The following is a 13,487-nucleotide window of genomic DNA, read 5'->3' as shown; positions in this document are numbered from 1 at the left end:
CGCCGCGTCAGCCGCGCATTTCAGGCACCGGCGTCTTCGCGCCCTGCCCGGTCGCCAGCAGGCCGATCAGGTTGTCGGCGGCCAGGTTGGCCATCGCGCGGCGGGTGGGCTCGCTGGCACTGGCGATGTGGGGCGTGAGCACGGTGTTGGGCAGGTCCAGCAGCGCCGGATGCACCGCCGGCTCACCCTCGAAGACATCCAGGCCCGCTGCGCCGATGTGGCCCGAGCGCAGTGCCATCGCCAGCGCGGCATCGTCCACCACGCCGCCGCGCGCGATGTTGACCAGCACCGCGCCGCGCCTCATGCGCGCCAGCTGGGCCGCGCCGATCACATGGTGGGTCGCCGGGCCGTAGGGCACGACGATCATCAGATGGTCGCTGCGCTCGAGCAGCGCGTCCAGCTCGACCCGCTCGGCCCCGCCCAGCGCGGCCTCGGTGTCCTGCGGCAGGCGCGAGCGGTTGTGGTAGATCACCTTCATGCCGAAGCCCAGCGCACCGCGTCGGGCGATGGCCTGGCCGATGCGGCCCATGCCGAGAATGCCCAGCGTCGCGCCATGCACGTCGGCGCCGGCCATGAAGTCTACCGACCATTTCGTCCACTCGCCGCGGCGCAGCAGCCGCTCGGCCTCGCCGACGCGGCGCGCGGCCGCCAGCAGCAGCGCGAAGCCGAAGTCGGCGGTGGTCTCGGTCAGCACGTCGGGCGCGTGGGTCACCATCACGCCGCGCGCCCGGCAGGCGGCCACATCGATGTTGTTGTAGCCCACCGCCATCGAGCAGACCGCGCGCAGCTCCGGGCAGGCCGCCAGCAGCCCGGCGTCGATCGGCTCGGACGTGGTGACGAAGACGCCCGCCTTGCCCTGCAGCCGCGCGATCAGCTCGTCGCGGCTCCAGACGGCGTCGGCCTCGTTGGTCTGCACCTCGAAATGCTCGCGCAGGCGCGCGACGACCTCGGGAAAGATGCGGCGGGTGATCAGCAGGGCTGGGCGTTGCTTCATGGCGTGGACGGTGCGGCGTGGACGACGGGCTCCGCGTGATGCGGGCGTGATGCGACGTGATGCGCTCAGCGGAACCAGATGAAGGACATCAGCACGAACAGAGGCACCAGAATGCCCACGCTCCAGACCATGTAGCCGAAGAAGCTGGGCATCTTCACGCCGCGATCTTCCGCGATCGCCTTCACCATCAGGTTGGGCGCGTTGCCGATGTAGCTGTTGGCGCCCATGAAGACCGACCCGGCCGAGATGGCCGCCAGCACCGGCGCCAGCGTGGTCATCATCACCTGCGGATCGCCGCCGGCCAGGTTGAAGAAGACCAGATAGGTCGGCGCGTTGTCCAGGAAGGACGACAGCAGGCCCGAGGCCCAGAAGTACATCAGCGGCAGCGGCTGGCCGTCCGGCCCGGTGACCGCGCGCACGACTTCCGCGAACGCGCCTTGCTCGCCGGCCTTGAGCATCGCCAGCACCGGCGCGATCGTCAGGAAGATGCCGGCAAAGAGCTTGGCGACCTCCTCCATCGGCGCCCAGTTGAACTGGTTGGCCTCGCGCACCGCCTGGGTGGTGAGCTTCAGCGACAGCACCGTCACCACCACCAGACCGAGGTCGCGCACGATCTGCTCGAGACCCAGTCGGGCGCCCGCCACCTCCAGCCCGGTGCCCGGCTTCCACAGGCCGCTCATCAGCACCAGCGCGACCACCGCGCCCAGCAGCGCCAGGTTGATGCCGCCTTCGAGGCCGAAGCGCGGATCATCCGGCGTCGGATCGGCGCGGGTCACGCCTTCGCGGCGGTAGATCACCGTGTCGATCGCCAGGAAGATCGCCAGCAGCGCGCCGACCAGGAACAGCGTTTCCGGGAAGATGTGCTGTGCGGTCCAGAAGAAGTCCACGCCCTTCAGGAAGCCCAGGAAGAGCGGTGGATCGCCCAGCGGCGTCAGCGAGCCGCCGGCATTGCTGACGATGAAGATGAAGAAGACGAAGACATGCGCGTTGTGACGGCGGTTGTCGTTGGCCCGGATCAGCGGACGGATCATCAGCATCGAGGCGCCGGTGGTGCCCATGAAGCTCGCCAGCACCGCGCCGATCACCATCAGCAGCGCATTGAAGCCGGGGCTGCCATGGAAGTTGCCCCGGATGTGGATGCCGCCGGCCACGGTGTAGAGCGCGGTCAGCAGGATGATGAAGGGGATGTACTCGGCCACCAGCGCATGCACCAGCGTCACGCCGGCCATGCCGGCGCCGAAGACCGCCGCAAAAGGCAGCAGGAAGGCCAGCGCCCAGCCCGCGGCGATCTTGCCGTAGTGGTGATGCCAGACCGAGGGCACGATCAGCGGACACAGCGCGATCGACAGCAGCAGCCCGGCGAAGGGCACCGCCCAGGCGGCCGAGAGCGCGGCGCCGTCGATCTCGGCCGCATGGGAGAGGGTCGGCAGCGACAGCGCAGCCAGCAGAAGCAGTGTGCGCGGCAGCGCACCGCGCAGGAAGGACAGGAGACGCATGGCAGGGATTCCGGTTCCGATCGGCAATGGCGCGCGATGGTAGCGGCTGGATCCGTCGGCGCCGATCGGCTCCGTCCCGTACGTGTTGTTGACGTGCTGCAGCGCTTCAGCGCGGAAATTCAGTCGTGGAAGCGCGTGAATTCGGCCACCGGCGCGCGTTCAGTCACCAGGCGGTTCTCGATCGCGTCCGGATCGGCCCGGCCCAGCGCCATGCCGCAGACCACCATTTCACCCGCACCCAGGCCGAGTTCCTCGGCGATCAGGCGGTGATAGGGCGTGAAGGCGGCCTGCGCGCAGGTGTCGAGGCCGCGCCCGCGCGCGGCGATCATGATGTTCTCGAGGAACATGCCGTAGTCGAGCCAGGAGCCCTGCGCCATCACCCGGTCGATGGTGAAGATCAGGCCGACCGGCGCGTCGAAGAAGACATAGTTGCGGCCGTGCTGCGCGTGCATGCGCGCCTTGTCGGTCTTGGCGATGTCCAGCAGACCGTAGAGATCCCAGCCGACCTTGCGGCGGCGGTCGATGTAGGGTGAGACCCACTGCGAGGGGTAGTAGGCGTATTCCTCGGTGTGCGGGCCGCTGGCCTGCGGGTCGTCATGCGCGGCCAGCAGCCGCTCGCACAGGCGCTGGCGCGCCGCGCCGGTCAGCACATGCACCTTCCACGGCTGGGTGTTGGTGCCCGACGGGGCCCGCGCGGCCACCTGCAGGATGGCCTCGATCGTCTCGCGCGGCACCGGCTCGGGCAGGAAGGCGCGGATCGAGCGGCGCGAGGTGATGGCCTGGTCGACCGCGGCGCGGCGTTCATCGTCGGTGAGCATCGGGAACGGTCCTTTCCTGGATTCATTGAGGAAACCTCAGGACGCATCATTGACGCACCGCAGCATCCAGGGCAACTGGGGTTTGCAGGAATGGTCGATGATGGTCGATGTCCGTTTCGAGGAAGGCTCAGATCGGCCCCGGATCAGACGGGCCGCCAGGCCTCCCAGGCCTGGAGCGCGGCGCGGAAGGTGCCCATCTGCACCTCGACCGTCTCGGCGATCACATGGCCGTAGCCGCCGCCCATCGTCAGCACCACCGGAATGCCGCGCTCGCGGCAGGCCGCGAAGACGCGGCGGTCGCGCTCGGCCAGGCCGGCGGCGCTGATCTTCAGCCGCCCGAGCCGGTCGCCCTCGAACGGGTCGGCGCCGGCCTGGTAGAGCACCAGGCCCGGCGGCGTGTCGCCGTGCGCCTGCCACATCGCGTCCAGCGCACGGTCGAGCGCCTCCAGGTAGGGCATGTCGGTGCAGCCGTCGGGCAGGTCGATGTCGAGGCAGGAGGGCACCTTGCGGAAGGGATAGTTCTTCTCGCCGTGCATCGACAGCGTCCAGACGCTGGCGTCGCCCCTGAAGATCGCGGCGGTGCCGTTGCCCTGGTGCACGTCCAGGTCGACCACCGCCACCCGCAGCGGCTGGCGCGGATGCAGGCGCAGCCACTCGGCCTGCATCAGCCGCGCGGTCACCGCCAGATCGTTGAAGACGCAGTAGCCGCCGCCGGCGTCCGCGCTGGCATGGTGCGTGCCGCCGGCGAGGTTGGCGGCGACGCCCTCGGTGAAGGCCGCGCGGGCCGCCTGGATGGTCGCGCCGACCGAGCGCCGGGCGCGCTCGGCCATCATCGGCGTCCAGGGAAATCCGATCTCGCGCTGCGCGGCCGCCGTCAGCGTGCCGTGAAAGACGCCGTCGATGTAGGCCGGCGCATGCGCCAGGGCCAGCTCGCCGCGGCTGGCGGGCAGCGCCTCGGCCAGCCGCACCTGCGGCAGCTCGGCGGCGATGCGGTCGCGCAGCATGCGGTACTTCTCCATCGGGAAGCGGTGTCCGGCGGGCAGAGGCAGCACGAAATGATCGGCATAGAAGGCTTGCATGCAGGAATTGTCAGCTCTGTCACGAATGATCGCCTCCTGAAGGCTGATGCAGGTCAGCCAGAGCGGCGACCCGACTTGCCAGCCGGTCACTCCGGGCCTACAGTGCGCCGCATTCCGGCGGTTTGCTGCACGGCAGCATGGCGCCGCCCCGTCGTGCCCTGCATGAACATCCTCAGCCGGAGTGCCTCGCCATGTTGACCCCCGAACAGCTGGCCGCCGCCAACAAGGCCGGTCTCGACGCCCTGGTCGAGCTGACCCGCAAGAGCTTCGAAGGCATCGAGAAGCTGGTCGAGCTCAATCTGCGCACCATGCGCGGCACGATCGGCGACAGCCTGTCCCCGAACACAGCCGGCCGCATGCCCGCGATGGCCGAGACGGCGGGGGCCTACAGCCGCGAGCTCTGCGAGATCGCGCTCGGCACCCAGAAGGAAGTGCAGCGGCTGGTCCATGCGCAGCTGGCCGCGGCGCAGCAGACCATCCTGGTCATGGTCGACACCGCGGTGAAGAACACGCCCGAGGCCAGCGACTCGACCGAGATGGTCCGCACCGCCGTCAGCGCGGCCAACGCGGCGATGGAGCGGGTGCAGCAGGCTGCGCGTCAGGCGGTCGACCGCACCGGCGCGCAGGTCGATGCAATCGTTCAGCCCCCTGCCCCGCCGAAGACCCCGGCCCGGTCCGAGGCGGTCGGGCCTTGAACTTTTTCCAACCGGGCGCATCTGTCCTGGGCATGCTCCTCTCCGGAGCATGTGACTGGTTGTCTCCTCGGTACCCCGGCTTCCTGTTTCCAGGTTGGCTGACCGGTACCTTGTTCCCCGGTGGAGGTTCGCTTCCACCGGTTTTTTTTGCCCGTTTTTTGCCCGTTTCAGATCTCTTCGCGGGTGCGACTGCGGGTCATGCCGCGCGGCATCTCGCCGGCCACATAGACCAGCTGGGTGCTCAGGCGCACCCGACGGCCCGCCTCGCGGGCGATCAGGCCGGTGCGGCGCATGCTCGAGATCACCCGGGAGACGGTCTCGGGCGCGATGTCGGTGAGCGCAGCCATGTCGGACAGGCGCGGCAGCTCGCAGCTCATGTGGTCATCCTCGGCCCCGGTGGGCTGCTGGGTCGAGCGCAGCGGACCATAGGTCGCCCGGCCGGCCAGCAGCAGCAGCAGCGCGCGAATGCGCTCCGGCGCCGGACCGAAGCGCAGCCGGCCGAGCTGCGCCGCATGCTCCTGGCGCACGATCAGCCGGTTGACCAGCAGCTCGCGCCAGGCCGCGTCCGGCATCGGACCCAGCGGCGCGATGATGGTGTCGACGATCGCCCGACCGAAGGTCGACTGCGGCCGGCCATGCAGCTGCTCGAGACCGAGCAGATCGCCGGGCAGCGCGAGCAGCACCGTGCTGTCGTCCGCGGTGGGATGGTCGAGCCGGATCGCGCCATCGACGATCAGGAAGGGAGTGACAAAGCGGCCGGGCCGAAAGATCAGCGCGCCACGGGCATGGCGCTCATGCGCGGGCGAGTTCGTCTCGCGCAGCACACCCTCGACCGCCGACGAGGCGGGGGCCAGATCCAGAGCGTCGATCAGGTTCATCGTAGACTAGCGGAATACCCTAGGTGGTGGATTCTATCTTCTTGGTGTTCAGAAATTTCTGAAATTCAAGTACACAATTGACGAACATCACCTCCTTCAAAGGCAGTTCGTGTCATGCCCGCCCCTTCTGAGCCTTCCGACCTGATGAGCCCGCTGGTGCGCAGCTTCGTCGCCCACTTCGGCGAGATGGGCAGCCGCTGGGGCATCAACCGCACGGTCGGCCAGATCTACGCGCTGATCTACGTCTCGCAGCGACCGCTCAACGCCGACGAGATCACCGACGCGCTGCAGATCAGCCGCTCCAATGTCAGCATGAGCCTGAAGGAGCTGCAGTCCTGGCGTCTGGTGCAGATGCGCCATCAGCCCGGCGACCGGCGCGACTACTTCGAGGCCCCGGCCGACACCTGGGAGATCTTCCGGCGTCTGGCCGAGGAGCGGCGCCGCCGCGAGGTCGAGCCGACGCTGACCATGCTGCGCAACGCGCTGCTGGAGGTGCCGACCTGCGAGGCCGACCGCCATGCCCAGGAACGCATGCGTGGCATGCATGAGCTGATCGACATGCTCAGCACCTGGTTCGACGATGTGCAGCATCTGGACCCGCGCACGCTGTCGCAGCTGATGCGCATGGGCTCGCGGGTCGGTCGGCTGCTGGAACTCACCTCGGCGCTGCGCGGCCAGGGGCTGAGCCGAGGCACAGACAGCGAACTGAGCTCATGAAATTTCAATTAGGGTTTGCAACCTAATCATGTTGCAGTGCAGCATCTGGTCTTGAATTCGCCGGAACGGCTCCTATACTGTGATCCATGCTGCACTGCAGCAAAAATCTGGGATCACGATCAGAGACGACCTGACTCCGGTTCTAACCTGATCGTGCACTCCGCCCGGTCACCGCTCGCTTCACCATCACGACCAAGGAAACGCTCATCATGTTCAACACCGAACAATTCACCGCTGCTGGCAAGGCCAACCTGGACGCTGCTGTCGAGATCGGCCAGAAGGCCTTCGGTGGCATCGAAAAGCTGGTCGAGCTGAACCTGCAAGTCACCCGCGCTGCCCTCGACGAATCGGCTGCCCACGCCAAGGCCCTGCTGGCCGTCAAGGATCCGCAGGAACTGCTGGCCCTGCAATCGGGCGCGCTGCAGCCGGCCGCCGAGAAGGCCACGGCCTACGGCCGTCAGGTCTATGAAATCGCCTCCAGCACCCAGGCTGACATCAGCAAGCTGCTGGAAGCCCAGGCCGCCGGCGCCCAGGAGAAGCTCCAGGGCTTCGTCGAAGCCGCGCTGAAGAACGCGCCGGCGGGCAGCGAGAATGCCGTCGCGATGATGAAGCAGGCGATGAGCGCCACCAGCGCCGCCGTCGAAAGCGCCCAGAAGGCCGCCAAGCAGGCCGTCAGCAGCGCCGAAGCCAACATCCAGTCGATCACCAAGGCTGCCAAGGCCGCCTGAGTCCACGGATTGTCTCCTCGGTACCTTGCGGGGTACCTTTCCATTGACCCGGCGCTCGCCAGAGACGCCGGGTCTTTTCTTTCTGGCTGCTTTCTGGCGGGCTCCTGGCGCTTCAGCGTCGCGCCAGGCCGCGACCGACGACCGAGGCCGACACGATGCCCAGCACCATCGCCGCCGCCGCGCCGAAGAAGATCGCACCGTCCAGATGGTGGTCGAGCAGCAGGCCGAAGACCGGCGCGGCCAGCGCGAAGCCGGTGTCCAGGCCCGAGTAGACAGTGCCATAGACGCGGCCGGTGGCGCCCGGGGGCGCGGCGCGCTTGATCAGCATGTCGCGCGACGGCCCGGCCAGGCCGGTGCCGAAGCCGGCCAGCGCGACGGCGGCGGCCGCCGCCAGCCCGGGCAGCCAGCCGGTGCCGGCCAGCATCAGCAGCAGTCCGGCCAGCGCCATCGCCGCGGCGATGGTGCGCTCGAGCCGCTCGACGCGCGCCACCAGGAAGCCGCCGATCACCATGCCGACCGCACCGCACAGCATGTAGCCGGTCACCACGAAGGCGGTCAGCGATTCGGGCAGGCCGTACATCCGGTTCAGCGCCGGGCTGGCGAAGCTCTGCACCGCGCTCAGCGCGGCGGTCGTCCAGAAGAAGAACGAGAAGCACAGCCAGACCGAGGGCAGCTTCAGGAAGGCCATCGGATGCTCTTCCGCCGTGGCCACGGTGCCGGCTGCGCCGGCCGTGCGGGCCGGCGCAGCGCCTGCAGCCGCGCTGACTGCCGGGCTGGCCCGGTCATCCAGATCGGCGCGCCGCAGCCACAGCACCGCCAGCACCACGACAGCCACCAGCGCCGAGCCCAGATAGGCCGCGCGCCAGCTGTCGAAGGCGCCGCTCAGGCCGATCAGGAAGACCGGCGCCAGCGCCCAGCCCAGATTGCCGCTGATGCCATGCACCGAGAAGGCATGGCCAAGCCGCTGCGGCGAGACCCGCCGGTTCAGGATGGTGAAGTCGGCCGGATGAAAAGGCGCGTTGCCCAGGCCGGCCAGCGCGGCGGCCAGCATCAATCCGCCGTAGCCCTGCGCCAGCGAGCCCGCCAGCGAAGCCAGCAGGAAGCTGATCAGTGCGCCGAACAGCACCGGCCGGGCGCCCACCCGGTCGACCAGGAAGCCTGACAGCGCCTGGCCCACGCCGGAGATCACGAAGAAGACCGTCACCAGCAGGCCCAGCTCCGAATAGCTCAGCCCGAAGTCGCGGATGAAGGCCGGGAACAGCGGCGGCAGCAGCAGATGGTGGAAATGCGAGGTGCCATGCGCCAGGCCGATCAGGCCGATGGTGGTCGCGTCGCGGCGCAGCCGCTCGCGCTCCGGGTCGGGCCGAGTGGCCGCCGGCGTGGGAATCGTGGTCGTCGAGTTCATCACCACACTGTACGGAGGCGCGAGGCGGCATACTTTCGCCAGCCAGCCAAGTTCTGTCGAGATCACGCCAAAGCGCAGGCCGCACCGAACCTTCCGATGAGCCCGATCTTTCCGACCATTCCCCCGCTCGACCCGCAGCGCTTCGCGCCGCGTGCGCACTGGCCGGTGCGCGCCAAGCTGCGCCCGCTGCGCGCGAGCTCGCGGGTCGAGCCGCACCGCCATGGCTGGGCGCAGATGTCCTTCTCGCTGACCGGCGTGTCGCGCATCCTGACCAGCCAGATGACCTGCATCGTGCCGCCGACCCGCGCGGTCTGGATTCCGCCGCAGGTCGAGCATGCGGTGGCGGTGCTGCGCGATGCCGACATGCTCACGCTCTATCTGCATCATCCGCCGGATGCGGCACCGCACTGGCAGCGCTGCCGGGTCGTCGAGGTCTCGCCGCTGCTGGCCGAGCTGGTGCGCCAGCTCGCCCGTGACGATCCGGCCCAGGCCGGACCGGCCACGCTGCCGGCCGCGATGCCGGCACGCGCCCGCGCGATGGCCGAGCTGATCGGCGACGAGCTGCTGCGTGCGCGCTCGCTGCCGCTGGGCATCGCGCTGCCGCAGGACAAGCGGCTGCGCACGCTGTGCGAGGCGCTGATCGAGGAGCCGACCCGCCATGCCCGGCTGGCGGACTGGGCCGCCGGCTCGGGCGCCAGCGCGCGCACGGTGGCGCGGCTGTTTCGCGACGAGCTGGGCACCAGCTTCCAGCAATGGCGCCAGCAGGTGCTGCTGGCCCGCGCGCTGGTGCTGGCCACCGCGGGCCGGCCGATGGGCGTGATCGCCGCCGAGCTGGGCTATGCCAGTCCGAGCGCCTTCAGCGCGATGGTCACCCGCACCGTCGGCATGGCGCCAGGCCGCTTCTTCGCGCCGGGCGGCGCCATCGCCGAGGCCGCGCTCAGCGCAGCAGCCAACCCGCTGCGGTGATCGCGCCGATCATCACCGGCTGATGCAGCATGTACCAGGACAGCGCGTGCCGGCCCATCCAGACCAGCGCATCGGCGGGCCGCCCGGCCGGCAGCGGCCCCTGCAGCAGCGCAGGCCAGCGCGCCAGAACGCCCAGCCCGATCGCCTGCCCCCAGGCGGCCACGCCCAGCCAGGGCAGCAGCGGCACATAGTCCTGCGTCACCGGCAGCCGGGTCACCAGACCGATCCAGTTCGTCCAGCGCCCGTCGAACCCGGGATGCGCGACAAAGGCCGGCAGCAGCAGCGCCACCGTGCCCAGCAGCGCCCAGCCGAGGGCGCCCAGCGGCAGCCAGCGCAGCAGCGGCAGCATCACCGCCACCGCATGCAGCACGCCGAAGCTGATCCAGCTGTTCGGGAACATCCACATCGAGCCCAGGCTGACCAGCACCGCACAGCCGGCGATCTGCAGCCAGCGGCGCAGAAAGCGCCGCGTCGGCACCTGCGCCTGACGCGCCACCGCCTGCGACAGCCCGACGCACAGCAAAAAGATGCTGACGATCACCAGCCGCTGCCCGGTCCAGAACGGATCGTCGGTGAAGCTCTGGCGCGGCTGCAGCCAGCCGGCCTGGTTCAGGTCGAAGCAGAAATGAAAGACGGTCATCCAGACCATCGCCAGCCCGCGCAAGGCGTCGAGCCGGAGGAATCGGGGCGCTGAAGTCATGATCGTGCTCAGCCCGGAGCCAGCGCCGCCCTCACCGCCTCGCCCAGCGCCTGCTGCGCCCGCCGCGCCTCGGGAATCGCCCGGCCCATCTTGATGAAGTCGTGCGTGACGCCGCGCCAGATCTCCAGATCGACCGCCACGCCCGCCAGCCGCAGCCGGTCGCCGTAGGCCACGCCCTCGTCGACCAGCGGATCGCACTCGGCCAGGCCGATCCATGCCGGCGCCACGCCCTCCAGGTCCTCCGCCGCCAGCGGCGCGAAGCGCCAGTCGCTGCGCTGCGCGCGGTCGATGTACTGGTCGAAGAACCAGTCGATGCCGGCCTTCTCGAGCAGGAAGCCCTCGGCGTAGACCGCGTGCGAGGCGGTGTCGGCGTGGGCGGTGGTGCCCGGCGTGATCAGCGCCTGCAGCGCGAGCTTCAGGCCGGCGTCGCGCGCCAGGATCGCCACCACCGCCGCCAGCGTGCCGCCGGCGCTGTCGCCGGCGATCGCCAGCCGGGTGCCGTCCAGGCCCAGCGCCGCCGAGCCCGGCCCGGCCAGCCACTGCAGCCCGGCCCAGGCATCCTCGACCGCGGTCGGAAAGCGGTGTTCGGGCGCCAGCCGGTAGTCCAGCGCCACCACCGCCGCGCCGCTGTGCAGCGCGATCTGGCGGCACAGGCTGTCATGCGTCTCCAGGCTGCCCACCGTGAAGCCGCCGCCGTGCAGGTAGAGCAGCACCGGCAGCCCGGTCTCGGTCGACGCGGCATAGAGCCGCGCCGCACGCGCCACGCCCGGCGCCACGGGAACATGCAGGTTCTCGACCCGCGCCAGCGGCGCGCGCGGCAGGTCCAGGATCTCGGCCGAGGCGTCGTAGTGGCGGCGCGCGTCGGCGGCGTCCATCAGGTGCATCGGCGTGCGGTTGGCGCGGCGGATGCGCTGCAGCAGGTCGCGCATCGCCGGGGTCAGGCGGTGAAAGGGCATGTCTTGGGTCAGGAAGAGTCGGATTCCAGCGCCTCGAACCGGTCGGCCGGACAGCCGTCGTCGAGCCATTGCGCGAACTCGTCGGCCAGGCGCTGGCTTTCGGCCACCGCGGTGCGCCAGGCACGCATGCGACTGGCGACATCATGCTGCCAGACCTTGAAGTCCTGCCGGTCGGGCAGCTTGGCGCCGGGCAGCGTCGCGATCCAGGCGGGGCTCGGCGCCAGCACGACGAGATTGTCCAGCGCCGGCGTCGGCCGGTGGCGCCAGCGCAGCGCCTTGTCCAGCCAGCCCGGCACCAGCCGCGACTGGAAATGCGGATAGAGCACCAGCCCGGCCGAGTCCGGCTGCGCGGCGATCTGCTGCCAGGGCCAGTGCAGGTGGTAGTCGGTGATGCCGCCGTCCCAGTAGGCGCCGCGCGGCCCGCCCTCGATGTCGTGCACCGCCTCGAGCCAGAACGGAATCGAGCCCGAGCCGATGATGCTCGGCTGCAGATTGGCCGGTGTCAGCGCCACCCGGCGGGTGGGCAGGTCGGACAGCGTCAGCGGCAGCGCCTCGCGCGGGTCCGAGAACACCACCCGCTCCAGCCACAGCCCGAGCGCGCGCCGACTCAGCAGATTGCAGCCGAAGGCCGCCAGATAGCCCGCATGCGTGATCCCGGGGCGCTCGCGCCGCAGCAGGTGGCGGCCGCGGCTGGTCAGCACATGCAGCCGCAGCCGCGGGTGCGCCAGCAGCTCCGCCTGACGCCCGTCGAGCTGCGCCTCGAGCAGCGCCGCGAAGCGCGCACTGATGTTGCGCGCCGACTGGCGCTCGCCGGTCGGCGGCGCGTAGCTCTCGGCGATGTAGTCCTCGGCCAGTCGCGCCAGCGCCGCATCCGCATCGGGCAGACAGGCGCAAGCCAGCCGCCACGCGCCGATGCTCGCCCCGGCCAGGTGCACGCTCGGTCCCGGCCCGGTCAGCCAGTGGCCGAACAGGAAGCGGTCGAGCGGATTGAGGATCAGCCCCTTCGGGCCGCCCGCCGCGGCAGGGACGGCCCGGATGTCGGCCGCGCGCAGGCCGTGACGCGCCACATGCGCCCGGGCTCTCGGGCCGGCCAGCAGTCTCAGGGCGCGCATGGAATCAGGCCGAATGCCAAATTTTTCACGGATCTTGAAATGGAAAAATGTGATCTATTCACATCGATGCTATGGCCGCCGCGATTCACACCAAGAATTTCAGAGATGTCAATTTCGGCATCGGCAATTTTCCGGATTTTCGCGATAAATCCGGGAGCAAGGGGTGGATGATGGCAACAAGGACAGGCACGGCAGGCAACGACTCGCTGGTCGGCACCACGGGTACGGATATTTTCGACGGTCTGGGCGGCAACGACACGCTGGTGGGTGGTGCAGGCGACGACATCTACTACTTCGGCCGTGGGGGCGGCAAGGACATCATTGCTTCATCGTATGACTCGCGGGCGACCCGGTCGGAAAAGCTGATCTTCAAGGCCGGCGTTCTGCCGACGGACATCCAGGCGTCCTTCGTGGGCAACAACCTGGTGCTGGCGATCAAGGGCACCAGCGACTCGATCACGATCGAGGACTTCAAGTACAGCAATACCCCGGCCAATGGCTGGAACCCGATCCAGCAGGTGAGCTTCACCGGCAGCACCACGGTGTGGAACACCACCCAGATGATCACCGAGGCGCTGCGGGGCACCGCTGGCGCGGACAGCCTGGTCGGCACGAGCCTGAACGACATCTTCTCAGGCAGCGCCGGCAACGACACGATGGTGGGCGGTGGGGGCGATGACACCTACTACTTCGGTCGGGGTGAAGGCACGGACATCATTGCCTCGGCTTATGACACGCGGGCAACCCGGTCGGAAAAGCTGGTCTTCAAGGCCGGCGTGCTGCCGACGGACATCCAGGCCTCCTTCGTAGGCAACAACCTGGTGCTGGCGATCAAGGGCACCAGCGACTCGATCACGATCCAGGACTTCAAGTACCTCGATACACCGGCCAACAACCGGAACCCGATCCAGCAGGTGAGCTTCACCGGCAGCACCACGGTGTG

The 13,487-nt window shown here is 69.3% G+C and carries 14 protein-coding genes; 5 read left to right on the top strand and 9 right to left on the bottom strand.

From position 1 onward, the window contains the following. Nucleotides 1-7: 7 nt before the first annotated feature. From HZU84_RS17320 to HZU84_RS17305, 4 genes are all read right to left on the bottom strand, one after another. The gene (locus tag HZU84_RS17320) at nucleotides 8-994 is read right to left on the bottom strand and encodes a 2-hydroxyacid dehydrogenase (protein WP_149503593.1); all 987 of its coding nucleotides are present in this window, start codon (nucleotides 992-994) and stop codon (nucleotides 8-10) included. A gap of 65 nt (nucleotides 995-1,059) precedes the next feature. Further along, on the bottom strand, nucleotides 1,060-2,490 hold the full coding sequence (locus HZU84_RS17315) for a sodium:proton antiporter (RefSeq protein ID WP_149503594.1): 1,431 nt from the start codon (nucleotides 2,488-2,490) through the stop codon (nucleotides 1,060-1,062). A 119-nt stretch (nucleotides 2,491-2,609) separates the two neighbouring features. After that, a complete protein-coding gene (locus tag HZU84_RS17310; RefSeq protein WP_149503595.1) occupies nucleotides 2,610-3,308 on the bottom strand; it encodes a nitroreductase in 699 nt (232 codons plus the stop codon). A gap of 143 nt (nucleotides 3,309-3,451) precedes the next feature. Further along, nucleotides 3,452-4,387 carry a histone deacetylase family protein gene (locus HZU84_RS17305; RefSeq protein WP_149503596.1) on the bottom strand — a complete coding sequence of 312 codons (936 nt, stop codon included), beginning with the start codon at nucleotides 4,385-4,387 and terminating at the stop codon, nucleotides 3,452-3,454. Between the two features lie 191 nt (nucleotides 4,388-4,578). Here HZU84_RS17305 and HZU84_RS17300 point away from each other — a divergent pair, with 191 nt between their 5' ends. Further along, nucleotides 4,579-5,082, top strand: a complete 504-nt coding sequence (locus HZU84_RS17300) for a phasin family protein (RefSeq protein WP_180693036.1) — start codon at nucleotides 4,579-4,581, stop codon at nucleotides 5,080-5,082. Between the two features lie 167 nt (nucleotides 5,083-5,249). Here HZU84_RS17300 and HZU84_RS17295 read toward each other — a convergent pair whose 3' ends face one another. Further along, nucleotides 5,250-5,960: a helix-turn-helix domain-containing protein gene (locus HZU84_RS17295; RefSeq protein WP_149503598.1), complete on the bottom strand. Its 711-nt coding sequence runs from the start codon at nucleotides 5,958-5,960 to the stop codon at nucleotides 5,250-5,252. Between the two features lie 114 nt (nucleotides 5,961-6,074). On the opposite strand from HZU84_RS17295, the gene HZU84_RS17290 reads away from it, so the two are divergent. After that, complete coding sequence (locus HZU84_RS17290) at nucleotides 6,075-6,677, top strand: GbsR/MarR family transcriptional regulator (RefSeq protein WP_219340987.1); 603 nt, start codon at nucleotides 6,075-6,077, stop codon at nucleotides 6,675-6,677. 209 nt (nucleotides 6,678-6,886) lie between these two features. Then, on the top strand, nucleotides 6,887-7,405 hold the full coding sequence (gene phaP / locus HZU84_RS17285) for a TIGR01841 family phasin (protein ID WP_149503599.1): 519 nt from the start codon (nucleotides 6,887-6,889) through the stop codon (nucleotides 7,403-7,405). Between the two features lie 112 nt (nucleotides 7,406-7,517). On the opposite strand, the gene HZU84_RS17280 is transcribed toward phaP, so the two are convergent. After that, the gene (locus HZU84_RS17280) at nucleotides 7,518-8,810 is read right to left on the bottom strand and encodes an MFS transporter (protein ID WP_149503600.1); all 1,293 of its coding nucleotides are present in this window, start codon (nucleotides 8,808-8,810) and stop codon (nucleotides 7,518-7,520) included. Nucleotides 8,811-8,906: 96 nt separating this feature from the next. Here HZU84_RS17280 and HZU84_RS17275 point away from each other — a divergent pair, with 96 nt between their 5' ends. Beyond that, on the top strand, nucleotides 8,907-9,776 hold the full coding sequence (locus tag HZU84_RS17275) for an AraC family transcriptional regulator (RefSeq protein ID WP_149503601.1): 870 nt from the start codon (nucleotides 8,907-8,909) through the stop codon (nucleotides 9,774-9,776). Here HZU84_RS17275 and HZU84_RS17270 read toward each other — a convergent pair. Genes HZU84_RS17270 through HZU84_RS17260 form a run of 3 tightly spaced genes read right to left on the bottom strand, consistent with a single transcriptional unit; the run spans nucleotide 9,748 to nucleotide 12,544 of the window. Then, entirely contained in the window at nucleotides 9,748-10,476 is a 729-nt protein-coding gene (locus tag HZU84_RS17270) for an acetyltransferase domain-containing protein (RefSeq protein ID WP_149503602.1), read from the bottom strand. The genes HZU84_RS17275 and HZU84_RS17270 overlap by 29 nt on opposite strands. An 8-nt stretch (nucleotides 10,477-10,484) precedes the next feature. Beyond that, on the bottom strand, nucleotides 10,485-11,432 hold the full coding sequence (locus HZU84_RS17265; protein ID WP_244954487.1) for an alpha/beta hydrolase: 948 nt from the start codon (nucleotides 11,430-11,432) through the stop codon (nucleotides 10,485-10,487). Between the two features lie 8 nt (nucleotides 11,433-11,440). Next, entirely contained in the window at nucleotides 11,441-12,544 is a 1,104-nt protein-coding gene (locus tag HZU84_RS17260) for a patatin-like phospholipase family protein (RefSeq protein ID WP_149503603.1), read from the bottom strand. A 71-nt stretch (nucleotides 12,545-12,615) separates the two neighbouring features. Here HZU84_RS17260 and HZU84_RS17255 point away from each other — a divergent pair. Then, nucleotides 12,616-13,487 (top strand): calcium-binding protein (locus tag HZU84_RS17255; RefSeq protein WP_310734050.1); only part of this gene is annotated, 872 nt, incomplete at its 3' end.

Origin of the sequence: Sphaerotilus sulfidivorans (assembly GCF_013426975.1) — a bacterium.
Classification (GTDB): domain Bacteria; phylum Pseudomonadota; class Gammaproteobacteria; order Burkholderiales; family Burkholderiaceae_C; genus Sphaerotilus; species Sphaerotilus sulfidivorans.
Note: the sequence above shows the minus strand (reverse complement) of the source record. Positions and strands in the feature narration are given on the sequence as shown.